The organism is Achromobacter sp. SLBN-14, from assembly GCF_006715415.1.
In the GTDB taxonomy this organism is placed as follows: domain Bacteria; phylum Pseudomonadota; class Gammaproteobacteria; order Burkholderiales; family Burkholderiaceae_B; genus Achromobacter; species Achromobacter mucicolens.
This window is the reverse complement of record NZ_VFNE01000001.1, coordinates 4,457,921-4,480,861: the sequence shown is the minus strand read 5'-3', so window position 1 is coordinate 4,480,861 and position 22,941 is coordinate 4,457,921. Positions and strand designations below refer to the sequence as shown.

Sequence of the window (22,941 nt, the reverse complement as noted above, 5' to 3'; positions counted from 1 at the left end):
CACCTCACACTGCGCCGATCTGTTGAAACGTGACGGAAACGGTGTAAACACCACCACCCACCGGAACCGGGTTGTAGCCGACCGCCTCGTACACACCTTGGACGCCGAGTGGCGGGGTCCAATAGAACGCCATAACGCCAGCGTGACGGTCCAAGAAGTCCAACATCGGCGCCAGCTCCGCCGCGCTGCCCTGGAACTGCAGGGGCCAGGATTGCATCTTGTTGTTGATGCCATCGCCGACCGCCTGCCTGTATCCGTCACCAAACTGGGCCACGGTGCGCCGGAACTTGATCTCGCCCTGCGGCGAGTTGATCGGCCGCCACGAGAATGTTTCCCTGGTCAAGATAGCCCTCCGTTTTGTTGGCGCCAGGCCAAGCCCCCGGGGCGGTAGCTCTGCACCTGGAACTGCTGAATCCGCTCATCCACGAACCTGCCCAGATCGTCGCCGAACGATCGGTACTGATCGGACGAAGCCGACGAACTGACGTTTCCGTCGGAGCTCACATTGACCTGGACGTTGACGACACTTCCGCCACTGGAACCTGCAGCCGCCTGCTTCAGCGGGGTGACGAAGCCACCGTTTGCACCGCTCATCAGGTAGGTTTCCCCGCCTTCCGAGTACAGCTCTGGACCCAGCTCGTTGACGCGATAAAGCGAGTTGGCGGCAGTGGGGCCGCCGGAAGCTCTAGCCCCGGCGACAGCGCCCCAGTTTCCCGTCATGCCATCGGTACTGCCCACGGCGGCCATGCCGGAGCCTTGATATCCTGCCCCCGCGGTAATACCACCGATTGCAGCGCCGGCAACAGTGGTAAAGATGCTGCCCAAAAGCCCGGCGGCGGCTTGGCGCGCCGCAATCCGCGCCATATCAGCGATGACCGACGTGGCGAAGTCCTTGAAAGAAAGCTTGCCGGTCGTGGCGAATCGCACGATCGCATCTTCCATCCCCTGGAAGGCATTCGAAAACAACGTCTTCGTCTGCCCGGCTACGTTCGCGGCGGAGTCCAGATAGTTGGCCAGCGCCGAGGTTGCCCCGTTCTTCCAGTTGCCCTGCGCTTCGCGGACCTGGTCGAAGTACTGCTGCTGCATCGACAGACGCAGATCCAGGTGTTCCTGCAGGAGAGCAGTCTGGCTCTGGTAGGTCTCCTGCAGCATCTGCCCAGACGCCATCGAGCGGTCAAACTGTGCCTGCTGGCGCTGGTAGTCGCGCAATATCGCCTGACGCGCGCGAAGCTCCTCTTGCGCGCGGTCACCCAGCCCCACCCCGGTCACCTGGTCCGCATACTGCTGCTGCTCCAGGTCTCGGGTCGCGGCCAGGCTGGCGCGCAGGGCTTCGACTTTGGCAGTCTCCTGCTTGGTGCGTAGCTCCTTCTCTGCGGCAACATTCAGATCAAGCTGGCGGCGCAGCAGGTCTCGCTGGGCGAGCAGGCTTTTTTGATCCGCCGTCAGGACCTTCTTGTCCTTCAGGTCCGCAATCTGCTGCTCGAACTCGGCACGCTTTTGCCCCCAGGTGGCCAGCCTGCTTTCGCTGCTGATCTGGGCCTGAAGGGAGGCACCCGCCTCACGGTATTGCTGCAAGAGCTTAGTAGCGGCGTCTTCCGTGTACGCCTTTACCGCAGGGTCCTTGTACTTCTCGTTGATCTGGTCGATCAGCTTCTTTTGCGTCTCGAGAGTCGCCCCTGTGATCTCGGCATCCTTCTTGACCTGGGCGATCTCGCGCTCGCGTTTCTGCCGATTTGTCTCGGTTTCCTTGGCGAGGGATGAGAGGCGGGCCTCAGCTGCGATTTTTTCCGCTTCCTGGCGCTTCTGCCAGCCCACAACTGCGGCCTGGTCGGCCTGATCCTGAAGCGCTGCAGCCTCTGCGATCAGTCGATTTTGGTCCCGCTCGAGCGGTTTCGCCCGACGCCGCGCCGCACGTCCGCCATCTCCAACGAATGCCTTGGTTTCGTCGTCTTGAGGAGCCGCGTTATCGCGAAGCTGCTTCAGCTCCGCGTTGACGGTCCTGAGCTGTGCCGTGATCTGGTCGAAGGTCGGCGCCCGGCCGAAACTCTTCATGGCCTCCCACGCGCTGCTGGCCCCCTGCGTGACTGCGTTCCACGCCGTTTCAAGCGTGCCAAGGCTCTGCCGTACTTCCTCGGCCTGCTGCTTAACGGCGTCCGCATAGGTCCGCTGCGCCAGCGCGGCAGCTTCCTGAGTACGTCCTTGGCGCTCCAGGCTGGCGATCTGCTGATAGACCTCCAGCGTCAGAAAATGCTGCTGCTCGTTCAGTGCGGCGATTGCCTCCGCCGGCTTGCCGCGGAGCGTTTCGAACTCCTGCACGGTGTCGGCAATAGCCTTTCCGGTGGCGCGGTTCGCTGCAACCGCCGCTTCTCCAACCACCGCGAAGTTCTGCCCCGCAATCTTGCCCGAAGCCGCGATCTGGTTGAGCGCATCAACGGCCTTCCCGCGAGACCCCGCCACGTCCGCGATGCGCGTGGCCAGGTTGGACATACCTGCGGCAGTCTGCCCGGCTGCGTTACCGCTCAGAATCAGCGTCTTGGTGAACTCCGGCAGCTCGCCTTTGCCCGACACGAGCGCAGTTGAGAAGACGGCGACCGCTGCTGCGGCGACCGTCCAGGGATTCACCAGTCCCAGGATCGTGCTGCCGAGAGCCCGCGCCGCCGGCACGATGCCGCCAAACATGTCCTTCAACTGGCCGCCCTGCTGCAGCAACACCGTGAGGGGCTGCTGACCGCCCTGTAACGAAACCACAATGTCGGTGATCTGCGCAGGAACGCCGCGAAGCGCTGCAGCCTGCTGTGCGGCGCTCACCCCGTACTGATTCAACTGCTTGGTGGCGCCGACTGCGGCGGTCCCCGTCGCCGACAGCTTGGTCTTAAGCTCGTCCAAGATCGAAGTCGGCACACCTCGCAGGGCGGCGTTGTAAAGGATCTGCTCCTTCCGCGTCATGCCGATGGTGTTGGCCTGGTTCACCAGGGCGTCAACGCGACGGCGCTCAGCGGTTGCCAGCTTCGTATAGTCCGCCTGCGCGGACTGAGACATGTCGCTGGTTCCGCGCTTGGCCGAAGCGATCGCAGCGTCGAATTGCGAGGTATCGACGACGATATCTAGCCGCGCGGTGCCAATGCTTTCCTGTGCCATGTTCAACTCTTATGGAAGATTTCCAGGGCCGCCCGCTCGATGATCCGAAGAACGTCCATGATTTCCTGCTGCTCCGCCCTGGGAAGCTCTTGACGGTCCAGATCGTGATACAGGACCCCGTAATCCAGCCCTATCGGCCCTCCCGCCCCCACGCGCCACTGCGTGTAGTTGCGCGTGAACAGGTTGAACGCCGGCACATGCTCCGGCCATAGTTCTGCGCGAGGCCGGGGAAAGTCGGTGAGCCGTAACCCCGCCTTCGCTAACGTTGCGGCTGATGGCGGCTCCCAAAGGAAGGCCGCCACAGCCTCAGTCAGTTTTTTTTGCGCTCAACCCGGATTGCGTCGTTGAAGGCGCTCGCGATCGCGAGGTCGGCGCCGGGCTGGTGCTCGCAGAGCAAGTCGACCGACTCCTTGCTTACGGGCATGTCCGCGTCCCAGTTCTCGATCAGCAGGAGCAGCAGGTCGGCGGTCGAGATCTCGCCGGCGGCCAGCTGCTTCATCAACGCGTCGTACTCTTTGCCGGTCTTGTGGCGGTACGTGACGTTCAGTTGCTGCTCGCGCCCCTGGCCGATGATGGTGATGCTGGCGTTGATGGTGGGGTCGGATTTGATCTTGAACGTCATTACGCGGCCTCGTAGCGGATGGGATCGGCGATGAGAGAGAAAACCGCCGTGTTCTGAAGGTTCTCGTTCACTTGGCCGACGGGGACCTTGTTGAACGAGGGATAGGCGTAGTAGAAGAGCGTCGAGCCGTTGGGCAGCACCCCGCGCACGACGACGGGCTCGCGCAGGCGGTCAGCCTCGATCAGCGCCGCATACCAAGGCTTGTCCGGGTCGTAGTCCAGCGAGACCGTCATAGTCATCGCGTTCTTGAAGGTCGGCTTCTGGCGCTGGCGGCTGGTCGGATCTTCGACGTACTGATAGTTGAAGAACTGCTGATCGCCGCCGGCCATCACCACGTCGCGCACCTGGTCCAGATCTACCCAGGAACTGACTTTCTGATAGGAGCCAGCGCCCCCGCCTGCTGGGAACAGGACGGTGCTCGTGGTGTCCACGCCTTCCAGCTCGAAGCTGTCGGTGTCTGCATTGGCGCTGCGCGCCACGGTCTCGCTCAGATTGGTCCACGCCGATTTCAGAACCAGGATGGAGCCGTCTTCCGGCGGGGCGACCGCGGAGGCAACAGCCGGATTCGCATTGGAGATGGCCGAGATGGCGGCGGCCGCGGCAAGCGCCGTCGAGATGGAATACCGCGTGCCGTTGATGAAGATGGAAGACATTTGTGTTCCTCAAATGAAAAAACCCGCCGCGTGGCCGGGTTCGATGTAGAAGCGGGGGGAAAGGTCAGGAGTGAAGAAACCAGATACCGAAGTCCTGGCGGGTGCCGTACTTCTTGATTGCCTCTTGGTAGAGGCTGGTGGGCGAGCCATACGGCTCAACAGCAGGAAAGTCGCTTTCACACAAGGCGGTGCCGATCTGGTACGCGATTCCACTTGCCTGCGCCCGCGTCGCGGCCCATACGAATACCTGCACGCGCTGATGCTGCTTCTCGCGGCGTTTGCGCTCCACATACCACTGTTCTTGCCCGCCCGCGCCTTGGTAAACGATCAACGGAAACACAGGCTTGTCCGGGGTGACATCTGGATAGGCACGCCCGCCGACCAACGGCCCGAGCACTGCGAGCAATTGCGCTTCAAGTGACATCGCGCACCTCCTGTCCTGCCAAAAGCTCAGGCAACCGTTGTCGACCCCGCTGAATCATTGCAGTCTGGGCGCGGGCCGCAGCCGCCTCATACGCCGGCCGCAAGAACGGATAGGCGGGCACCCATTTCGGTGACGCAAGCTTGCGGCGCTTGTCGGTCACATAGCTTCCGTCGGCCTTCTTGATCACCGGATAGATCTGCCAGTGCCCGAACTCCACCAGGTGGCCGTGAGGCGCCTTACGCTTGTTCCAGGTGACGGCGTACTGGACTTCTTGATCCGTCGAGTACCGTTCCCGGAAAGCAAGGTAGATGGCGGCGCCCAAAACACCGTTGTGCGTATTCACCCGCGCCTTGGCCTCATCCCGCAGCACCTCGCCGCCAGCAACGGCCATGGAGCGCGCCAAGCTGACCCGTGCGGGTCCCAGCAACCGATCCAAGCCCACCGCCCAGCCCGATGTGTCGAAACTTGCCTGAAGCCCCCTAGCCATCGCTGCCCCCCTGCTCGCAGATCAAGTCCGTCCACTGCCGTCGGGCAAGGTCCATCCGCACGTTCTTGATGTCAAAGGGTTCGCCCACCGGCTGCCCGTCGTAAAGCTCCAGGACGCGCATCCCCTGGTCGATGCCGCGGCGGAACCGGATCCGGAAACTGTATGCGTTGATAGACGCGCCAATGTTTTCCTGATTGCGGGTAATGGCACCCATACCGGTCTGACCGCGAGGATCTGCCGGTACTGTTGCAACTTCCACCCAGGATCCATTCGGCTGCCCCGCGTCGTCTTGCCCATCTTCCCGCCTTTCGATCCGAATCCAGGTACGCAGCGTCCCAGCCCTCATGGCATCATCTCCCGCCTGTCAGCGCGCAGGAGTTCCGGCACCCCTTGGGGAAGCCGAGCCGCGCTCGCACCGACAACCACCTCTTCGCGGTTGGCATACAGATTGCCGAGCGTCAATCGCACCGCGGCCCTGACACGAGGTGTCGCCACCATGCCGAACAGCACGCGCTGAAAGCCGATCTTCGCTTCTTTCAACCGCTCCGTCGCAAGTGCGGTTGCCATTTGGCGCGCAGCCGGGTTGAGAAGCTCCGCCGCAGCGGCCATCGCAGCCTCATATGCGTCCTGAGCGTCGCCGGCAGCCTGCGGCAGCGCGTCCTGCGCGGCGATGAGGTCGGCTTGCGCCGAAAAGAATGCGCGATTGAGATGGCCTGCCACCGCGCTTTCGGCAGCGGCGAGCAAGTCGGTCAGCAAAGACGCGTCCGCAGGATCGGCGTTGCAATGAGCAATGCACTCTTCAGGCGTCAGCAGCGGCATGATCAGTCCTTCTGGCCTTCTGCGAGCGCGGCTCGCAGCTTGTCCAGCCCCCAACGCTTGTCATACTTGATTTGCGCCGCATCCAGTTGGGCCATCAGGTCTTTCTTTTCGTCGGACTCTTCCTCAGCCCCCTCCAGCGCGCCCAACTCACGCGCACCGGCCTCCAGTTCAGGCGGGCAATCTTGGCCCGCCTCATAGGCCACGGGGTAAATGGCGCCCTTCGGGACACCACGGAATGCCTTGATCAGCTTCGGCATGTAAATCTCCTCACATACGGGAGGGCGTCAAGCTGCCGCCCTCCCTTGGGGTGTTTAGGCCGCGGCGATCTTCATCGCGCGCATCGGCTCGGGGTTGTGGACGCCGCCCCCCACACGCTTCGTCGTGTAGAACAGCACATACGGCTTCGCCGTGTAGGGATCCCGCAGCACCCGCACTCCCACGCGGTCATAGACCGTGTAGGTGCGCTTGAAGTCGCCAAACAACACTGAAATGGCGTTGGCAGCAACGTCCGGCATATCCGGGACCTCGGTGATCGGGAAACCGCTCAGCGTTGCCGGCTGGCCGGCGACATACGACGGCTGCCACAAGTAATTGCCCTGCCCGTCCTTGAGCTTACGGATGGTTCCCTGCGTCTTGCGGTTCATACTGAACCGCGCATTGCCAGTGAAGGCCGACGGCAGGTCGTAGATCAGGTCGATCAAACCATCAGAGGTGATCGCCGCCGCCGCCCCGCTGTTAACGGCCTTGATGGCGCCGAACGGATGCTTCGCGGCGTTCGCGCCGCCAGTCACATAGGTCAGGATGCCGAAGGGCTTGTTGGTCCCATCACCCGACACAAATGCCAAGCCTTCTTGCTTGGCAAACTCGGTTTCGACTTCGCCTGCCAACCACGATTCCAGATTGATCGCCGCATCGTCCAGGATCTGCTGCGTCGCGGCGGGGTTTGCGTAGATTTCGCCCCAGCCGAAGCCCAGCGATGCGAACGTACCCGCCCCAGTTTGCGGCCGTGCCGTGGTTTCACCAACCCAGCCAGACGCGGTGCCGCCCATGTTAAACAGCTTGGAATGGCCCGCCCCGGACACCGGCTGAACGTGCGCCAACTGGCGCATCGGCGACACCAGCACCAATTTGTCGGTGATGGTGCGATCCCACTCCACGGGGGCCAGATAGCCACCTTCATCTGCGGCGCCCTTGTTCAGCGCGGCCTGCACGTCGCCTTTTTTGAAGTGCGCGTTGAAGGCGTTGCTGTATTCCGAGTCCTGCAGGCGATGGCCGGTGCCGTCGCCCATCTGCGCCGACGCAATCTTCATGTTGGCGTCGTCGATGGCCGATTGAAGCCGGGAGATGTCCGCGTTGATCTTTTCGACCTTGAGGGCCTGGAGTGCGTCATGCGTACCCTTCTTGACCTCATCCAGCTGCTTGGAGTGTTCGTCCTTGAACGTGGCGAACGCTTGGTTCAGCTGTTCGATGAGGGCCTTCACCTCGCCCGGGCTGCCGGCGTCGGCGCGTACGGAAACCAGCCCGCGGGGGACGCGGGCATTCGATTGTTGCTTCATGTTTAACCTCGCAGGGTTGTAAGTGTGGTTTGCAGCAGGGCTGCTACGTCGTCACCAGCGCACGGCGTGGTGGTTGTGGCAGCGCTCGGCTTGCCGGAGAAAAGTGCCTTGAAGGTGTCGCGGCGAGACGAGCGGCTATATCCGGCGCGAGCCATGGCCGCCTCCACCTGGGCCAGGGCCCGCCGTTCGCCGCTCGATTGCGGCTGCTCGGTGACTGCGGTGCCATCCAGGAGCCCGGAGGCGAAGCCATCCTCGACTGCCTGATCCGCGCCGATCCAGGTTTCTTTGTCCATGAGGGCTGCGGCCTGTTTCGGCGTCATGCCCGTTCGAGCCGCATAAACCTGTGCCATCGCCTCGTCAAACGGCTCCAACTTCGCGGCTGCGTCGATCAGGTCGTGGCGGTTCCCGATAGCTACTGCCCAGGCGTTATGGATCATCAGGAACGATCCCTGACCCATCAGGATTTCGTCGCCCGCCATCGCAATTACCGACGCCGCTGACGCAGCCAAGCCCAACACCTTGACGGTGACCTTGGCCTTGTGCTCGCGCAGCGCGTTGTAGATCGCGACCCCTTCGAAGAAATTGCCGCCGGGTGAATTCACGTTCACCGTCACGTCACGGGCCCCGACAGAACGCAGCGCGGCCTGAATACGCTTGACCGTTACGCCGCTGCCATCCCAGGTTTCCCCGATGGCGTCGTAGATGGAAATGGTGGCGTCTTCGTCCGTGCCGGCGGCGCGCACGTGGGGCGCCCACCGCTCCAGCGCGTCCGGGCGCAGATCGAAGTCGGCGGCACCCAGACGGGCGTCCGCCTTGATCTCAGGCAGTTGCAGCAGGCTCATTGGATTTTCCTTTTTGGGTAATGGGATCGCGTAGCTTGTTTGCCTGCGGGTCATCGCTCGCCGGTAGGTCCGACAGGTCGCGGATCTCGTTCTGCCACATCCACGGGGCATGACCACCCGCGCCGGACGCTTTGGCGAAGTAGTCCGCCTGGTCCTTCAACGTGCCGCGCATCAGAGCCCGCTCGTTGACCTTGTAGGCCAGCTGGTCCAGTTCCTCGTCAGTCAGAAAGGTGCGCATCGCCGCCTGTTCCCACGCCGTGAACCAGAACTGCAGCCCGTACTGCACGAAGAAGATTCCCAACTGCTCGATGCCCGACCCCCAACTGGTGTCGTCCATCATCAAGAGGGGCCGCGGCACGCCGAAGGCGCGCGCTACCTCTTCAATCTGGGCGTTGCGGTTCTCGATGTGCTGCGCTTCGGCTGCGGTCACCTTGAACTTGTTTGCCTTGGCGCCCTCTTCCAACAACATCCAGCGCTCAGCGTTCTCCGCGCCCGCAAAATCGGTGTCCAGGGAATTGCGCATCCGCCCGTAGGCCGTGTCCGATAGCGCCTTCGGCACCTCCACGGCGCCGCCCGCCAGGTTGCCCGTCCGAAATACGCGCCCAGCGGCGCGCTCGGCGTCTCGCGCCAGTGAGATGGCATCGCGCGCGAGCTTCATACGGCCCAGCCCTTCCACCCCATCTACGGTTATGTCCCGCAGGTGGAACACCTCCTTCTGCGATAGCTTTACCTGCTGTCCATCCGGCCGGGTGTACGTGTAACGCATCTCCCAGCCCACAAGCTCGGCCTTGACGGAACCGAGCGCCATTGGCACTAGGGCGATCGGCCTGCCAGCTGACCAGATAACCCTGGCGTAGGCATTGCCTTGCTGCAGGACATGCAGCTGCATCATGCTTTTGAATTCGAAGGGCGTTTGCCACCCATTCGGCTTCAGCTTCATCAGCCGATAGCCCGGGTGGTCTTTCGCTGGTGCCTTGGACGCGTCATTTCGAATCAGGTTGAGCGGCAGCATGCCAAGCGAAGTGGCAATCAGCGACACGCACCGCAACGCGGCCATGTTCCGTAGCGACTCCACCCGGCTGTTGTAGTCGCCGCTGCGGATGTACTCCAGCAGCGCTGGATCATCCAAGCCTCGGAACGCCTGCCCCCGGGGCTGCGCCGACGCCTGCGCGCTTTCTAGCGCAATGGTGGGCTCCAGCCGTGGGCCGGCTTCAGGCGCCGACTCGTCCGCCGAGCCGCCCAGAAAGCGGTCCAGTAATTTCATGGGTTCTCTCAGATAAATCGAATCCCGCGGGACTCGTATACCGACCGGCCGGAGGCCTCGGGATTAAGGACCATCAATTGCGCTGCATCGAATGTCGCCATCAAGGGATCAATCTTTGCGGTGCCGCTGGCCTGCTTGGTAATCAAGATGCCGTTGGCGCGCAGTTCTATACGGGCATTGCCCACAGCCCAAGCCATCAGAGCCTGATCGCCATGTACGAAGGTGCCTTCGGCAAGCTTGCGCTCCACTGTCTTGATGATGCCGCCCAGCTTCCAGCCCTGCGACACACCGACGATCAATTCCTCGGGGATTTCAGCCTCTACCAGCGCGTCATTGAAGGTCACGCCGTTTTGGTCGGCACCGATTCCACATTTATCGGGGAACAAACCCGCGTCATACACCTGGCGGATGAGAGCCGCCAGTTCTGCGGTGTCATCGCCGATCTGCTTGACTATGACCAACTCGCCAGCCCGTTCGAAATCGCGCAACCTGGCCTCAATCTCTTTGCGGCGCTCCAGAACAGACGGGTGTGCCCAGGCTCGCGCCCAATGCAGCCAGTTTCCCGTCCCACGCTCGCGCCCTAGAAATGCCAGGCCCAGCAGGTCATCCAGGCCGCCGCCGTCGATACCGGCCGTGACAACTTCGGAACGCTCCATCAGCGCGCGAAGTGTCAGTACGCGCTTCCCCCGCTTTAGCCAGTGATCAGCACCCGCCCAGCGGTCAGAACGCAGGTTCAGCCCAATCTCGATATTCAGATGCTTGGCAAGGAATTGTTGGAATGCTCCGTCCGTTCTTGCCTGCAATAGCTTGAGCTGATCCCCCAACCATTCGGCGCTGACCGAGCGGCCGAGGTTCGGATTGGTGATGTAGAAGTTGGCCGGGTCGAGATAGGCTTTTGCCTCGACCATTTCTTCCGGAAACTCGTACAGGATGCCCAGCGTCTTCGGATCGACCACCCGCCCGTCTCGCACGTCGCGCCAGTAGGCGAGCTTTTCTTTGAAGACCCCCGCCGGCGGATCGTCGCTCTGTGTGGTCAGGTAGATTACCCAGCCTTCATCACGCGATATTTGGCCGCCGAGCGCCTCCAGGAACATCGCCACCGCGTTAGCGCGCTTGCCGAATAGCCACAATTCATCGACCAAGATGCGGCCGGACTTCTTGCCCGATACCGTATCGGTGTCGGCGGCCACCACCTTGAGGCTATTGCGCGTCGTCCGGTGAGTGATGGTGCGGATGTGGTCCTGAACGTGGAACATGTCGGACAGTTCCTCGTCCGCCCGAATCATCGCGGCTGCTGGCTTGAAGCTGTTGTCTGCGACTTCCTTGGTCGGGGCCAGGATCAAGTGTTCCTCTTCCTGGCGCCAGCAGATGATTACCGCCGTCAGCATGATGCCGGCGGCGATAGTCGATTTCGTGTTCTTCTTGCTGATCAACAGGCCATATTCCCGGATCCGTTGCTTGCCGGTGGCGGCGTCATATCCGCCGAAGATCGCCCGCACAAAGTCGAATACCCATTCTTCGGAGCACTCCCCGAAGGTCTGGTGTCGGTACGCCCCGATGGCCTCGTCGTAGACCTGCGCCAGATCTACGACCTTGAGCTGCTTGAAGATGCCGAGCGCATATTCGGCCTGGTCTGGGTAGATCGGCGGCGGAATGATCGACTGTCGCGCGCGCAGGCGTGCCGCCCAATCAGGGCACGCGGTTGTCCAGGCCATGGTTTACCCCTTCCCGACAACGCGTAGATGCGTGGGAGGCGGTGGCGGCGCGAATCGCCCACCGGTAGCAGCCTTGTTTGCCGCCTCCTGCTTCGCGCCCTTCTTGCCCTGTTCCGCAATTTTCCCGTGCGTGAACGGCATGAGCGCTTTGGCGGCCTCCAGCCGAAGTTTCGGCTCTTCCCCCGCGTCGTTCATGATCGCCACGAGAACAGCCCGCGGATCTGAGGTAAGCCCGAGAGCTTTCAGGCCGATTCCGTCGATGAGATCAGTGTCGGCGGCTGTGGCTTGCGGTCCGCTTGCCGGAGAATCCGGCTCCTTGGGATTCGGTGATTCGGCCTTTTTGTTAATCCGATTTTTGTTAACTGATTTGTTAACCTGGGCAATGCGCCCCACGGCGGCCAGAACATGCTTGTCACGCATCAGTCGGGCGGCTGCTTGGGCCGCCCCGTTTTCGCTGTAGCCCGCATGGATAGCGGCTTTCGCACCGGTTAGACCCGACAGCAGCGCATCGACGAATCGGCGCTTTTTGTCGGTTAATGCCATAGGTTTTGGTTAACAAGATTGGGTTAACAATTTTCCGAAACGGGGAAATTTTCTGTGCGTGAGGGAACAGGTGGTTTCCAGTGTCGAGCCACCCTAGACTTTCGACACGCCCCCCCCTGCCTGCCGCCTGACCGCCGTCCGCCTCCCCTCTGCCGATGGCGCAGGGAGCCGCGCAGAGGCCCTGCAGGGCGCGACGATAGCCGGGCGAACCGCAGACCCAGCCTCTATGCCGCGGCGCTCTACGGCGTCCTGCTGGCGTGGACGGACAGGCCGCGCCTGATCCACCGTCCCACCTTCGTCATGTCCGGGGTTGCGCCAGTCAGCCGTGCCGCGATGGCGACGCCCGCCAGGTACCAGCGCACCCACCACGCGACGCGAAAGGAAAGCTTGACCGTGATCTGTGCCATTACGTGCGGCTCCTGTACCCCATGTCCTGGCGCGTCTTGGCGTCGTGGCAACCGACCTTGCGACCGTGCACATCGCGCGAGACGCACAGCACCTGCGAGTTCTCGTCGGTATCCGCACCGCCATCGTTCAGGCTGACCTTGTGGTCCAGCTCGAACCCATCGGGGTACACGGTCAGCGCGCCGCAGTGGGCGCAGTGCGGATCGGCAGACCAGACACGTAACCGGCGGTCTTGCAGCTTGCGGCCCGCCAAGCGCTTGGTGCTGGGCGTAGGCGCAGCGGCCAACCTTGATCCAGCCATCGCAATGCGGGGCTTGAGTGTCTTAAGCTTTGCCATTCCTATGCCGCCGTCACTTTGGCCGCGCGGTCATCGACAATCTCGACAAACACGTCCTTCCGAAATCCAGTGCTGGTGTCGCACGTATCCACGCGGGCATGGAACGAAACCCCGGGAGAGTCAAGGCTCAGCCCGAGCTTTTCCGCCACGCGTTCCGCGACGATGCGCAGAGCGACATCCTGGTCCACCGTCGCCTGGTGAACGTCTCGATCCAGCTTCGTGGTTCTGATGTTCATTGCACGTGGCCTCTAGTTGATTGGGTGCCGGGTGCTACCTACTGCACATCGCCCGGCGGCGATGACCGAATCCCCGCAAGCCATGCCCAGCGTGCAGACCCTTGATAGCGAAAGAGCGGCTGAAAACCTATAAATTCATTGCAAAACTATATAGCTTTAGCTATAATGCTTTCATACCAAACGGAGAGCGGGATGTTCAAGATCAACTGGAACAAGAAGGCGGTGAAGCAACTTGCGAAGGTTGACGGCCAAGACCGCAACCGCATCGCCACCGCTGTCACCGCCCTGGCTGATCTGCCGAATGCCCAGAATGTGAAGGCCCTGACGAATCACGAATACGGCTACCGCCTCCGGGTTGGCAACTACCGAGTCCTGTTCGATGCTGATACCGTCATCCGCATCGTAGAAATCCAAGAAGTGAAGAAGCGCGACAGCAACACCTACTGAGAGGAACCAGCCATGAACCTGCATCCCACCATTGTGGAGGCCGACGGCAAGCCGGCCTTCGTCGTGCTGCCCTACGCTGAATACGTTGAGCTAACCCGTACGTACGTCGCCCCTGCACGCCCCGACACTCGCATTCCCGCCGATGGGAGCATTCCGCATGAGGTCGTCTTGCTGATGACCGAAAACGATTGGAGCCTCATCCGCGCCTGGCGCGAGTACCTGGGCGTGACCCAGATGGAAATGGCGGCGCGCCTGGACATTCGTCAGCCCAGCTATGCAGCCATGGAGGCGACCGACGCCCGCCCGCGTAAAGCTACGCGGGAGCGAATCGCCGCCGCGCTTGGGCTTCAGTTCGATCAGGTCGACGGCTGAGTATCCTTCGGCCAGCTCTGAATCAGCAGTTCCGTGCGGGGCACTCCTGCGCCCCCGGCGACGATGTACCGGATATCCAGCACTCGCATCGGGAAGCCAGCGAAGACCTCACGCATCTGCGGGTTGTCGTTCACGCTGACCAGGGCGCGGCCTTTCATTGTGCGCATCGCTCCGGCCATCGCCACGTACTCGTCAAGACCGAACTCGATGCCATAGCCAGCCGTGCCCCAGTACGGCGGGTCCATGTAAAACAGAGTGTGCGGCCGGTCGTAGCGCTTCACGCAGTCGCGCCAAGACAGATGCTCCAGATAAGCGCGCGCCAAGCGCAGATGTGCCGCCGATAGCGTTTCCTCAAGCCGCAGGAGGTTCAGTCCAGGCGGTGAGGTCGTAGCCGTGCCGAAGTTCTGGCCATCGATCTTTCCGCCGAAAGCGTTTTGCTGAAGGTAGTAGAAGCGTGCCGCCCGCTGAATATCAGTCAGCGTTTCGGGCCGCGTTTCCTTCTGCCACTTGAACATCTGCCGGCTGGACAGCGCCCATTTGAACTGACGCACGAACTCTTCCAAGTGGTGCTGCACCACGCGATACAGGTTCACCAGGTCGCCGTTGATGTCGTTCAACACCTCAACCTTGGCGGGTTCCGGCCGCGCGAACAACAAAGCCGCGCCCCCGGCGAAGGGTTCGACGTAGCAGGTGTGCTTGGGGAAATGGGGGAGAATCTTGTCGGCCAGACGGCGCTTGCCGCCGAGCCAGGGAATGATCGGTTTTGCCACTTGTGAGCGTCCATGTAAACTTGCCCCCGCCTGTACAGGTCGGGCGGCCTTGGGTCGTTCACGGGTCCAATCCGTGATTGGCTGTCACTTGCGGAACTCGCGATTTCGCTCGTGTCGCCGTCTGTTTCTAGATTGACACGCACCCGAAGGGCGCGCTTCTAGGGAATAAATATGAAAAAAAAGCCGAAAACCGCACCGGTAAAGACACTCCGAGGCGCCGCTGAGCGCGTCCTTGAAGCCTTACGGTCGAGCGAATTTGAGTACCGCACCGCGAAAGGCATCGCAAAGGAAGTTCGTCTACCGGTTGCACAAGTTGAAGAGACGCTTACGTCTCGCTCCGATGTCGTTCGAGTGTCGGCAATCCGACGCGCCGACGGATCAAAGCTATTCGCCGACAGAAAGAAGGTATCTGCGATAAAAGACGCATGGTCGGCGGTACGAGCAATCAGCTTCGAGAAATTTAAATAATGGATGTTTGGGACGGTTTTTTTTTGGGCATGGGTGGCGGAGCACTACCCGAGGTCTATGCCCTTTACAAACTTCGTGAAGACTTCCACAGGAACAAGCCGGCGTGGATCACATCGAAGTTCTATTGGCTGATAACCCTCGGCATGATCGTGTTGGGCGGTCTGGCCGTCGTTTTGTACCTTAAGAGCGGCACGCCCCTGAACTTAGTTTTGGCCCTGCATTTGGGAGCGGCCACACCTGCCATGCTTCAAGGCTTCATCGCATCTAAGCCAAACATTGAAGGTGCGTGACGCGAATGCGCCAACGGCGCAACAACTCGCCGTTTTCAGGCGGTGGTTGATCCAGGGTAGTTGCAACAGGCCGCAGGAATTGAATCCGCGTAGGCGGCTTGGATCGCCGCAGTCCGACCGCTCGGCCAAGCGCGCAAAATGCAAAAAGCCCGCTGCTTTCGCTCGCGGGCTCTTTCTGGACGCACTGATAGACCGTATCAGGATTGGGCGTATTCTGCGTGAGAAATTCCCAACGGTCAATGAATATCGTCAGACACGCCCACAATGCCCGCGTTCGTTAATGCCCAGTGCGCCGCGCCAGCTGCGATTGCCTCCTGGCCTTCCAGCGCACCGCCCTGCTCTCGGTTCCCGTGAAGCCAAAGCTTCAGCCTGGAAAGGTGATTAGTCGCAGTGTTGACGGAAACTGCCGCGTCCTCTGCGATCTCGCTCATTTTCCTGCCCTTGGCATGCCCAAACAGACGGGCAAGCAGTTGTAGCGTCAACGCGCGTTTGATCGAGCAGTCTGCCAAGGCTTCCCTTTCTGCGTAGTCCGCAACCAGGCGAACAGCTGCGCTCCATTCGAGATTCGCTTGACGCCCCTGGCAGCATGGCGCTCCGCAGCTGCACACCAGCGACGGCGGCGCAGTCCGAGATACCATGATTGCCTGCTGCAACGGCGGAAGAGTCGAAAGGCGGCGGCGAATCATGCCCGCCTGCGCGGCTCCGTCCTGGCCAGACAGTCCTTTGCCTTCATGTTGCGCATCCCGGCTGGCAACCTTGTTCATGAGCGGCCGGTCGTATTGCTGCATCGTGAAGTTGAATGCGAAGACCAGCGCGGCGTGGGCGCTGCGGAAGAGAGGCTCGTTGTTGATCGGTGTGTGGCCCGCCACGGTCGGGCGTTCGAGTGTCGTCGTAGTCATCAGATAATCCCCGGGGAATAAGTCACTTTCGCGGGCAGCATTTCCCGCATCCATTGCATTGCTGCGTCCCATCCCAAGGTGACGGTGTGCCGCCCCCGGACGGGAAAAATCTTGGGGTTCACGTCGTGCGCGTCGACCATCACCATTTCGCCGCGCGCCCCCGTCTGCCTGTAGATCAGTACCGGCACGCCAGCCAGCCCCGCCTGTTCCACGGCCTGGCGCCACCAAGCGGACAGGCACAGCACATTCGCGTGCTTGCATTCGATGCTGATCCCGGCAAAGGCTGGCTCATCGGCCACCACGTCGCTGTCACCAGCTTGGTTGCGCACGCGACGGCGCCAGGTCGTTCCGGTCGCGTCGGTCAGCAGGTTGGCAACCTTGCGCTCAAAGGCCGCGCCCTTGTTCCGTTGCATCGCACTCATGCCGCGCCCCCGGCGTCGATCGGCGCGCCCACTGCGGCCTGTGCCATGCCCAGCACCGCCAGGGATGGCACCCGCCCGCCCTTCCGCTGTGCTTCGGCCAGGATGCGCTTTGCCCAGCGGCGGGGATCGCGACCAGAATCGTTCAGGATTGCGCTCGCGCCCATTGCCTTCAGGGCCTTCGCTGCCTCTTCGGGCGTGGCGTGCGTGGCGCCCGGAGCTGGCAACGCGACCGCCGGCGCTGGGATGGCAGCCCAATCGCTGCGGCTCAGTTCCTCCGAAAGCGCCCGCTCCCAGCGGGACTGCATGACCGAGTAACCGCAATTCAGCAGGTCGTGCGACCCAACGCGGACAGCAGCCCAGTACACCGCCGGATGAGTCCACTGCCCCATTTCGCCGCGACGGCGCGCGGTCATCCCGGCAACGGCGTCGTGAAAGGCGTTCTCAGGAATCAGGCCCGGACGGCATGCCCGGATGAACTCACCCACTGCAGGCGGCCAGTCGGGGAACATGCGGCGGCAGATGCGCAGCCCTTCGGCCACTTCCTGCGGCGTCACGCGATCATCGTCCAGCGCCTCGGCCCATGCCGCCTTCCAGTTCTCGATGCTCTGCATGTCCGGGAAGTCCTTCAGCCAACGCCCCCCGTACGTGCCCGAGAGCCGATTCCACAGGTGGTCGATGAGGGAAATGCCTTCCAGCTTCGCCAGCGGCACGGCCCAGCCAGCTCGCTCACTCGTCGATTGTGCGACCGTCGTCATAGTCGGGGCCTCCCTGGGTGCGATTGCGATTTACGTAGTCGGTCGGGTTGAACTTGCCGGGACGCTGCGCGCCCCCAACTGCGGTGCCGCTCGGGGCGAACAGGCCTTGCCAGCTTTTGCCGATGGCGTTTTCGATAACTGCGGCGGGCGTGTGCCCCTGCTGGCGAAAGGTCGCCAGGTCCTTGACCTGCTGCCGTGCGGCTTCCTCGGTCAGTGGTTTGCGCAACTGGATGCGATGGCGCACCCAGCGCTCCCACAGTTCCGCATCCAACCAGGCGGGCAACTCCACACGCATCGGATCGAATCCCGACGAGCGCTTGCGCGCGGGTGACGGTTCTTGACGGTTCTTCTTTTGTTTCTTGACGGTTATATGCGGGTGCAACCCACTGCACCCTTTTGCGTCGTCGTTTGCACCCTTTGCGCCGTCAGTTGCACCCTTTGTGCTGCCGTTTGCACCCTTTTCCGTGCCCTCCGAAAAGGGTGCAACTTTTTCGTCTGCCCCTTTTTCGTCTTTCTTTGCAGGCGGAATTGCTTCTCCCCCGGCAAGCCACTCCGGCGAAATCCGATACTCCGAAGCTTGGCTGCGCCCACCGTTCCCAGAGTTCACAGCAATCAGCCAGCCGGCTTCGCGCATGCTCTTCAGTTGATACTGCACCGCGCGAACGGACTGGCGGGTCTTGACGGCCAAGGTCTCCACATAGGGAAAAATGTGCGTCCCGTCATCGTGCGCGTGGTCCGCCAGGGCAAGAGCAAGCAGCAGCTCGCCCCCTCCGTTGCGGTAGCGCTCGAACACAGCGCCGAATACCTTTGCGCTCATTGCGCACCTCCATACAAAAGTTGATACCCGCGCTCCGCCTCTTCGGGCCATTTGCCCATGGCGATGATTCGCAAGCGCGTAAGGCGCAAGCCGGGGATGAAATAGGTGAGCTTTTGTGCCAGCGGTGCTGGCGATTGGTCTATGAACCAGTGGCAAGGGCCGCATCCGAACGCAATGGCCCAGTCGTGCGCCTTGATGCCCTTCCCCTTGCCGTCGCGCAGCAGGTTTGAATGGCAGGCCACAGTGGTATCGGTGCCGCCCTGGCAGTACCTCGGCACGCGCAGCAAGCATTCCTCGCCTTCGGCAAGGTCCAGCAGCGCCTGATTGCGGTAGACGGTCTTGGGCGGCTTCTTGCCCTTCTTGCGCGCCTTCATGGCGGCACGTGGCGGCGGCATGGGCGTTGCGCGCATCATCGGCGCACCACGCTTCAGCGGCGTCTTTTGCTTCAGGGGGGCCTTGCGCGTCAGCGACATACCGCCCCCGTCTGCTTCTTGACCCGATACCATGCGGGGAACTTCCACGCGTTCACGCGACGCTTAACCAGGCCGGCACGTGCTGCGTCGAAAACGATCGAATCGACCGCGCATGCCGCAGCGACTTCCCGGGACGTGCTGGACCACGGGTCCACGGCCTTCATGGCAGGCTGCACGATGGCCCGCAATGCAGCCAAGTCGACACGGCCCCGCGTATCAAGGATTGCCTGACGGACCTGCTCCACCGTTTCAGGTGGCACCTGGTAGCCGCGAAACATGTGCAGGCAGTCAGCCATAGATGCCGCTCCACTTCACGAAGGGCTTGCGCACCGCCTCGTGAAACAAGGCCGCAGCCTGAGCGTTGTGGTCCAGCTGCGCGCGGCTTGTGATCCCGCATGCGTTCCGAACGAATTGCGCCGCGTGCTGGCTCGCGCTCACGCCATCAGGGGCGGCGCCGATACGGGACACAACCCACCGCTGGAACTTCGCGCCGTTGCACATCATTGCAGCCGCGCGGGACAGCGCCGCCCCCCTACGCATCGTGGACGCGACACGCTCCCGCACCGGTACTCCGGATGTTCCGCGCTGAATCATTGCTCGGCCATCCCGCTAAGCCGGCGCGCGACGCCTGCGACCGCCTCCATCAGGGCGCGGCCCGCGGCGTCGACGCGCTGCATTTCTTGCTGGTCAACGCCCCCGTCAGCCAGGGCGTCATACACCTCATGACCGAACCTGCCATGCGCGATCATCAACGCCGCGACCTGCTCCAGCACTGACATGTCGCTCTCGCCGCATGACTCGGGCGCCTTGACCAGCAGATAGCCGTTGCCGTGCGCGAACGCGGCCAGGATGCGCACATCGCCCGTCATCCGCACAATGCGGTCGGCCTCAGCCAGCGTCAGATGATGCGTGGTGTTGTTGGGGTTGACCTTGTTGCGCAGCACGGCCGGCGACATGCCGATAACCGCCCCCAAAGCCTCGCTGCCGCCCTTGTAGTCATGCACCGTCAGATCGGCCGCAGTGGTGATGTTCATATGTGAATTTCCTGAACGTATCTATTGCTGAGCAGCGGCCTTACGATGCGCTGCATGGAAAGACGAATTGCGCCCTACACGTCCAACGGCCCGATCTGGACCTTGTCGCTAGGCTTTGCCGGTGCCGCCGGCTGCGGTGCCGGCGGCGCCGGCGTCGTAGCGCTATCCATGCGCTCCCTCCTGAAAATGGGTGGTCAGCCCCTTAGAATGGTTGCTCTCACACAAGACACCCGCCCCAGTAAGGAGGGGGCCGACCATGACTTTGAAGTTTGTATCCATCGTGCAGCCCACCGAAGATTCGGAGTTTGTCGACGTGAAGTTCATGCTCGAGTCGGATTTCACGGCGGTTCCACCCCACTTCGTCGGAAAGGCGCAGATCTCGATTCCTCTTCGGGAAGCATCGGAAATGACGCTCGCAAAAATCATCGAATCCGCTCGCGCTCAACTCGCGTCGAAGTTGATCGATTGCGCCAAATAGCGCCGCCAGGCTGCATTGCCGCGGCGATACGCTCGTCGGCAATGCGCTCAGCGGCGGCTCGAATCAGCCACAGCACGAAGCGGATGTAGAGGCTATGCATTGGGGGGCTCCTGTCGAGCGACAGCCGAACGCAAACCGAGGCGGTGCATTGATGTCATGCCGCCTCCTGCTGCACCGGCGCAGGGGCACGCAACCATTCATGCGCCAGCAGGACGCTCGACGGGATGCCCCGGCGCTTCCAGTTGCTAACGCGCTGGACTGCGCCGGGCTCTTCAGCGATGCCGAGCCGCTCGGCAACCTTTGTGGGTCCGCCAAAGGCATCTATCCGCGCCGCGTCCCGATGAAGTTGTTCCATTCGTTTCTCCATATGCGCCCAATTAAACACCATGTTTAATCTTTGGGTCAACACGGCGTGTATCAACAACGCGTTTATCCCGGCAACAATCGCCCTATGAAGCAAATGCACGAACAGATGGCGAGGATCTACGAGGCTGCGCGAGCCTCGGGGATGCTGGTGAGCGGCCCAGAGCAAGCGAATCTGGCGCGGCTGTTGAACGTCGCCCAGCAGAACGTCAACAATTGGGAGCGCCGCGGTCCATCGAAGGAAGGGATGTTGGCTGCCCAAAACGTCCTGGGAGTCAATGCCACCTGGGTGATGACTGGCGAAGGCGCAATGTTCACGACGTCCGCACCCGCCAAGGCATCGGCCGAGCCTGAACCGGCGAAGGCGCAGCCGTGGCCCTTCCGCACGATCCCCGAGGACCAGTTGCGGGCATTGCCCGAGTCGCAGCTCAATGCGCTCGAGGGCGCCATCGCACTCGCGATCGCCCAGATGAAGCTAGGGATCCAAGTGTCGCCACCGCCCGCTGCTCCGTCGGGCAACGTCATTCCTTTGCGGGCTCACAAGCCTGGCGGCCTGGTCGACATGGACCATGCTGATGACCCCTTCCCTATGCGAATTGCGGGCTTGCCGCCTGCTCCGTGGGAAGGCGGCCACACCACGTTCCAGGCCGAGCGCAATCCGAAGATCAGGATCAGCACGCAAACGGGCGTGACGGCGAACGCCGGACCGGGCGAGCCGCACGCCGCCAATGACAGATTTGAGAAAGTGCCGGAGCTGGCTGAGGTGCGCCTGGCCGCGGGCGACGGCATCGAGAACCACAGCGAAGACCAGACCGGCATGATCCAGTTCCGCCGCTCCTTCCTCAAGGCGGTGGGCGCTGACAACGGAAAGGCAAGGGTGGTGTATGCGAAAGGCGACAGCATGGAGCCGGTCATTCGTGACGGCGCCGCCCTGCTCGTCGTGCCTAACGAGAACCTGACGCTGCAAGATGTGGCCAGTGGCGGGGTGTACGCAATCAACTACGACGGGAAGATGCTCGTCAAGACCGTGACCCGGGATAGGCTCACAGGGCGCTGGGTTGCGCGCTCTTTCAATCCGGCCTATCTGGACATCCCGCTGGAAAACGGTCACCCCGTACGTGTGCTTGGCCAAGTCGTCTGGGCTGGAGCCAAGCTGCGGGATGATGAGGCGGGACAGTGGGTGCGGTCGTAACGTGGAGGTTGACAACTGGCACAGCACGCATCGCCGGTCGATAGCGAATTTTCACAGGAGAGGCAATAATGGCTACAAAACCCGGATCAGGCGGCAACAATAAGAGCCCTGTTCCCAATCGAGACACCGGATTTGGCCAGGACCAGAGGCCAACGTATATTCCTGGCAGGGTCCAGGAACGAAGTGATCATGGCAACACCGTATCTCGTGTACAGCCAAGGCGCGACGGCGGCGGCAGTAGTGGCGGCGGTTCCGGAGGCGGATCTAACGGACGATAGGCAAATGAGCGACACCATCGACGAAATCCTGTATGACGCAAAGCTCAGCATAAGCTATCACCGCAAAAGGGAAAGCTTCTTTCGCGTGCTGGATGCTTCCTCGAAGGCGGTGTCCTTAATTGCTCTAGCGTCCATTGGATTCGACGCGAATGCATTTACGTTGGGCGCAGCGATTGTCAGCGGTGTATTTACCATCGCAACGATTGTGGTTGATTGCCCAGGCATGGCAGGAAAACATGGCAGTCTGGCCAACCGATTTAACGCAATCCTTTCACGAGCAGTGCTCGCCAAAAACACCCTGGATGAAGTGAGCCAGCTTCGGCATGAGTACCATGTGGTCGAGGCTGACGAGCCCCCTTCCTTGCGTGGGTTAGTTCAGCTTTGCCAGGACGAGCAAGACGCAGCCGAAGGCAAGCACGTGCAATCCGAGTGCCTTTCGATGAAAAGACGAATTCTCGCTCAATTCGGTTTCGGTCAACGCACCATAGACTTTTGCCCACCAGGAGGCGCTGCGTAAACAGGATAAAGCCACCTCCGGGTGGCTTTTCTTTTGGGGCCATGAGTAGCCCGAATTGATCATGACTATCCATGTACCTGGGCAATCCGGCCCAGATGCAGGAGCCCGCATGATGAAAGTCATCATCTGGGTGGCGGTAGCGCTGGTACTGGCCCTCTGGGGACAGCCAGCCTACTAAGCCACCTTTCCCCCTTCACGCCCGCCTCGAGCGGGCTTTTTGGCGCCCCCAATTAAACACGATGTTGACTTCAACAATAAACGTAGTGTTTAATTCCATTGACGCGCTGCAAACACGGCGCAGCAAGAACCCCCACGGACCCTCAGC

The 22,941-nt window shown here is 61.8% G+C and carries 34 protein-coding genes; 6 read left to right on the top strand and 28 right to left on the bottom strand.

What is annotated here, in order from left to right; genetic code table 11:
• Positions 1 to 4 precede the first annotated feature (4 nt).
• The 18 genes from FBY20_RS20460 to FBY20_RS20380 all read right to left on the bottom strand — a co-directional run bounded on the left by FBY20_RS20460 (position 5) and on the right by FBY20_RS20380 (position 13,041).
• The gene (locus FBY20_RS20460; protein ID WP_142054291.1) at positions 5 to 343 is read right to left on the bottom strand and encodes a phage tail protein; all 339 of its coding nucleotides are present in this window, start codon (positions 341 to 343) and stop codon (positions 5 to 7) included.
• On the bottom strand, positions 340 to 3,138 hold the full coding sequence (locus FBY20_RS20455) for a phage tail tape measure protein (RefSeq protein ID WP_142054290.1): 2,799 nt from the start codon (positions 3,136 to 3,138) through the stop codon (positions 340 to 342). Before FBY20_RS20455 ends, FBY20_RS20460 begins: the two co-directional genes overlap by 4 nt.
• Positions 3,139 to 3,140: 2 nt before the next feature.
• The gene (locus tag FBY20_RS20450; protein WP_142054289.1) at positions 3,141 to 3,440 is read right to left on the bottom strand and encodes a DUF1799 domain-containing protein; all 300 of its coding nucleotides are present in this window, start codon (positions 3,438 to 3,440) and stop codon (positions 3,141 to 3,143) included.
• A gap of 8 nt (positions 3,441 to 3,448) precedes the next feature.
• Positions 3,449 to 3,760 (bottom strand): phage tail assembly chaperone, encoded by a 312-nt coding sequence (locus tag FBY20_RS20445; protein WP_142054288.1) that lies wholly within the window; start codon positions 3,758 to 3,760, stop codon positions 3,449 to 3,451.
• Positions 3,760 to 4,413, bottom strand: a complete 654-nt coding sequence (locus FBY20_RS20440; protein ID WP_142054287.1) for a phage tail protein — start codon at positions 4,411 to 4,413, stop codon at positions 3,760 to 3,762. Before FBY20_RS20440 ends, FBY20_RS20445 begins: the two co-directional genes overlap by 1 nt.
• 64 nt (positions 4,414 to 4,477) lie before the next feature.
• On the bottom strand, positions 4,478 to 4,837 hold the full coding sequence (locus FBY20_RS20435) for a DUF3168 domain-containing protein (RefSeq protein ID WP_142054285.1): 360 nt from the start codon (positions 4,835 to 4,837) through the stop codon (positions 4,478 to 4,480).
• Complete coding sequence (locus FBY20_RS20430; protein WP_142054283.1) at positions 4,827 to 5,324, bottom strand: HK97 gp10 family phage protein; 498 nt, start codon at positions 5,322 to 5,324, stop codon at positions 4,827 to 4,829. Before FBY20_RS20430 ends, FBY20_RS20435 begins: the two co-directional genes overlap by 11 nt.
• Positions 5,317 to 5,670 carry a head-tail adaptor protein gene (locus FBY20_RS20425; protein WP_142054281.1) on the bottom strand — a complete coding sequence of 118 codons (354 nt, stop codon included), beginning with the start codon at positions 5,668 to 5,670 and terminating at the stop codon, positions 5,317 to 5,319. The genes FBY20_RS20430 and FBY20_RS20425 overlap by 8 nt, the downstream gene beginning before the upstream one ends.
• Positions 5,667 to 6,143 (bottom strand): phage gp6-like head-tail connector protein, encoded by a 477-nt coding sequence (locus FBY20_RS20420; RefSeq protein WP_142054279.1) that lies wholly within the window; start codon positions 6,141 to 6,143, stop codon positions 5,667 to 5,669. The genes FBY20_RS20425 and FBY20_RS20420 overlap by 4 nt, the downstream gene beginning before the upstream one ends.
• A 2-nt stretch (positions 6,144 to 6,145) precedes the next feature.
• A complete protein-coding gene (locus FBY20_RS20415) occupies positions 6,146 to 6,400 on the bottom strand; it encodes a hypothetical protein (RefSeq protein WP_142054277.1) in 255 nt (84 codons plus the stop codon).
• A gap of 54 nt (positions 6,401 to 6,454) precedes the next feature.
• Positions 6,455 to 7,699 carry a phage major capsid protein gene (locus FBY20_RS20410; RefSeq protein WP_142054275.1) on the bottom strand — a complete coding sequence of 415 codons (1,245 nt, stop codon included), beginning with the start codon at positions 7,697 to 7,699 and terminating at the stop codon, positions 6,455 to 6,457.
• A gap of 2 nt (positions 7,700 to 7,701) precedes the next feature.
• Positions 7,702 to 8,541 carry a head maturation protease, ClpP-related gene (locus FBY20_RS20405; protein WP_142054273.1) on the bottom strand — a complete coding sequence of 280 codons (840 nt, stop codon included), beginning with the start codon at positions 8,539 to 8,541 and terminating at the stop codon, positions 7,702 to 7,704.
• Entirely contained in the window at positions 8,519 to 9,805 is a 1,287-nt protein-coding gene (locus FBY20_RS20400) for a phage portal protein (RefSeq protein WP_142054271.1), read from the bottom strand. The genes FBY20_RS20405 and FBY20_RS20400 overlap by 23 nt, the downstream gene beginning before the upstream one ends.
• Before the next feature lie 8 nt (positions 9,806 to 9,813).
• Positions 9,814 to 11,520, bottom strand: coding sequence for a terminase large subunit (locus tag FBY20_RS20395; protein ID WP_142054269.1), 1,707 nt, complete (start codon positions 11,518 to 11,520; stop codon positions 9,814 to 9,816).
• 3 nt (positions 11,521 to 11,523) lie between these two features.
• Complete coding sequence (locus FBY20_RS20390; protein WP_142054268.1) at positions 11,524 to 12,063, bottom strand: terminase small subunit; 540 nt, start codon at positions 12,061 to 12,063, stop codon at positions 11,524 to 11,526.
• A gap of 239 nt (positions 12,064 to 12,302) precedes the next feature.
• Positions 12,303 to 12,470: a hypothetical protein gene (locus tag FBY20_RS27805; protein ID WP_174245437.1), complete on the bottom strand. Its 168-nt coding sequence runs from the start codon at positions 12,468 to 12,470 to the stop codon at positions 12,303 to 12,305.
• Positions 12,470 to 12,754, bottom strand: coding sequence for an HNH endonuclease signature motif containing protein (locus FBY20_RS20385; protein ID WP_255452415.1), 285 nt, complete (start codon positions 12,752 to 12,754; stop codon positions 12,470 to 12,472). Before FBY20_RS20385 ends, FBY20_RS27805 begins: the two co-directional genes overlap by 1 nt.
• A gap of 53 nt (positions 12,755 to 12,807) precedes the next feature.
• Entirely contained in the window at positions 12,808 to 13,041 is a 234-nt protein-coding gene (locus FBY20_RS20380; protein ID WP_142054264.1) for a hypothetical protein, read from the bottom strand.
• A gap of 192 nt (positions 13,042 to 13,233) precedes the next feature.
• Between FBY20_RS20380 and FBY20_RS20375 the strand changes: the two genes are divergently transcribed.
• A complete protein-coding gene (locus FBY20_RS20375; protein ID WP_142054262.1) occupies positions 13,234 to 13,488 on the top strand; it encodes a type II toxin-antitoxin system RelE/ParE family toxin in 255 nt (84 codons plus the stop codon).
• Between the two features lie 12 nt (positions 13,489 to 13,500).
• Complete coding sequence (locus FBY20_RS20370) at positions 13,501 to 13,860, top strand: helix-turn-helix domain-containing protein (protein ID WP_142054260.1); 360 nt, start codon at positions 13,501 to 13,503, stop codon at positions 13,858 to 13,860.
• Here FBY20_RS20370 and FBY20_RS20365 read toward each other — a convergent pair.
• Positions 13,845 to 14,630: a DNA adenine methylase gene (locus FBY20_RS20365; RefSeq protein WP_142054258.1), complete on the bottom strand. Its 786-nt coding sequence runs from the start codon at positions 14,628 to 14,630 to the stop codon at positions 13,845 to 13,847. The two genes, FBY20_RS20370 and FBY20_RS20365, sit on opposite strands and share 16 nt — an antisense overlap.
• A 467-nt stretch (positions 14,631 to 15,097) precedes the next feature.
• Between FBY20_RS20365 and FBY20_RS20360 the strand changes: the two genes are divergently transcribed.
• Positions 15,098 to 15,388, top strand: a complete 291-nt coding sequence (locus tag FBY20_RS20360; RefSeq protein WP_142054256.1) for a hypothetical protein — start codon at positions 15,098 to 15,100, stop codon at positions 15,386 to 15,388.
• Between the two features lie 236 nt (positions 15,389 to 15,624).
• Here FBY20_RS20360 and FBY20_RS20355 read toward each other — a convergent pair whose 3' ends face one another.
• The 8 genes from FBY20_RS20355 to FBY20_RS20320 form a co-directional block, all read right to left on the bottom strand.
• On the bottom strand, positions 15,625 to 16,287 hold the full coding sequence (locus tag FBY20_RS20355) for a hypothetical protein (protein ID WP_142054254.1): 663 nt from the start codon (positions 16,285 to 16,287) through the stop codon (positions 15,625 to 15,627).
• Positions 16,287 to 16,709 (bottom strand): hypothetical protein, encoded by a 423-nt coding sequence (locus FBY20_RS20350; RefSeq protein ID WP_224776927.1) that lies wholly within the window; start codon positions 16,707 to 16,709, stop codon positions 16,287 to 16,289. Before FBY20_RS20350 ends, FBY20_RS20355 begins: the two co-directional genes overlap by 1 nt.
• Positions 16,706 to 17,464 carry a replication protein P gene (locus tag FBY20_RS20345; RefSeq protein WP_142054252.1) on the bottom strand — a complete coding sequence of 253 codons (759 nt, stop codon included), beginning with the start codon at positions 17,462 to 17,464 and terminating at the stop codon, positions 16,706 to 16,708. Before FBY20_RS20345 ends, FBY20_RS20350 begins: the two co-directional genes overlap by 4 nt.
• Positions 17,436 to 18,281: a helix-turn-helix domain-containing protein gene (locus tag FBY20_RS28025; protein WP_255452414.1), complete on the bottom strand. Its 846-nt coding sequence runs from the start codon at positions 18,279 to 18,281 to the stop codon at positions 17,436 to 17,438. Before FBY20_RS28025 ends, FBY20_RS20345 begins: the two co-directional genes overlap by 29 nt.
• Entirely contained in the window at positions 18,278 to 18,754 is a 477-nt protein-coding gene (locus FBY20_RS20335) for a nuclease domain-containing protein (RefSeq protein WP_142054250.1), read from the bottom strand. The genes FBY20_RS28025 and FBY20_RS20335 overlap by 4 nt, the downstream gene beginning before the upstream one ends.
• Positions 18,745 to 19,050 (bottom strand): hypothetical protein, encoded by a 306-nt coding sequence (locus FBY20_RS20330; protein ID WP_142054248.1) that lies wholly within the window; start codon positions 19,048 to 19,050, stop codon positions 18,745 to 18,747. The genes FBY20_RS20335 and FBY20_RS20330 overlap by 10 nt, the downstream gene beginning before the upstream one ends.
• Positions 19,043 to 19,258, bottom strand: a complete 216-nt coding sequence (locus FBY20_RS20325) for a hypothetical protein (RefSeq protein WP_142054246.1) — start codon at positions 19,256 to 19,258, stop codon at positions 19,043 to 19,045. Before FBY20_RS20325 ends, FBY20_RS20330 begins: the two co-directional genes overlap by 8 nt.
• 86 nt (positions 19,259 to 19,344) lie before the next feature.
• Entirely contained in the window at positions 19,345 to 19,788 is a 444-nt protein-coding gene (locus FBY20_RS20320) for a phage regulatory CII family protein (protein ID WP_063955520.1), read from the bottom strand.
• Between the two features lie 256 nt (positions 19,789 to 20,044).
• Between FBY20_RS20320 and FBY20_RS20315 the strand changes: the two genes are divergently transcribed.
• A complete protein-coding gene (locus tag FBY20_RS20315) occupies positions 20,045 to 20,266 on the top strand; it encodes a hypothetical protein (RefSeq protein WP_142054244.1) in 222 nt (73 codons plus the stop codon).
• 154 nt (positions 20,267 to 20,420) lie between these two features.
• On the opposite strand, the gene FBY20_RS20310 is transcribed toward FBY20_RS20315, so the two are convergent.
• Positions 20,421 to 20,621, bottom strand: coding sequence for a hypothetical protein (locus FBY20_RS20310; RefSeq protein ID WP_142054242.1), 201 nt, complete (start codon positions 20,619 to 20,621; stop codon positions 20,421 to 20,423).
• Positions 20,622 to 20,717: 96 nt separating this feature from the next.
• Here FBY20_RS20310 and FBY20_RS20305 point away from each other — a divergent pair, with 96 nt between their 5' ends.
• Positions 20,718 to 21,821: a S24 family peptidase gene (locus FBY20_RS20305; RefSeq protein ID WP_142054240.1), complete on the top strand. Its 1,104-nt coding sequence runs from the start codon at positions 20,718 to 20,720 to the stop codon at positions 21,819 to 21,821.
• A gap of 282 nt (positions 21,822 to 22,103) precedes the next feature.
• Positions 22,104 to 22,616: a hypothetical protein gene (locus FBY20_RS20300; protein WP_142054238.1), complete on the top strand. Its 513-nt coding sequence runs from the start codon at positions 22,104 to 22,106 to the stop codon at positions 22,614 to 22,616.
• Positions 22,617 to 22,941 lie beyond the last annotated feature (325 nt).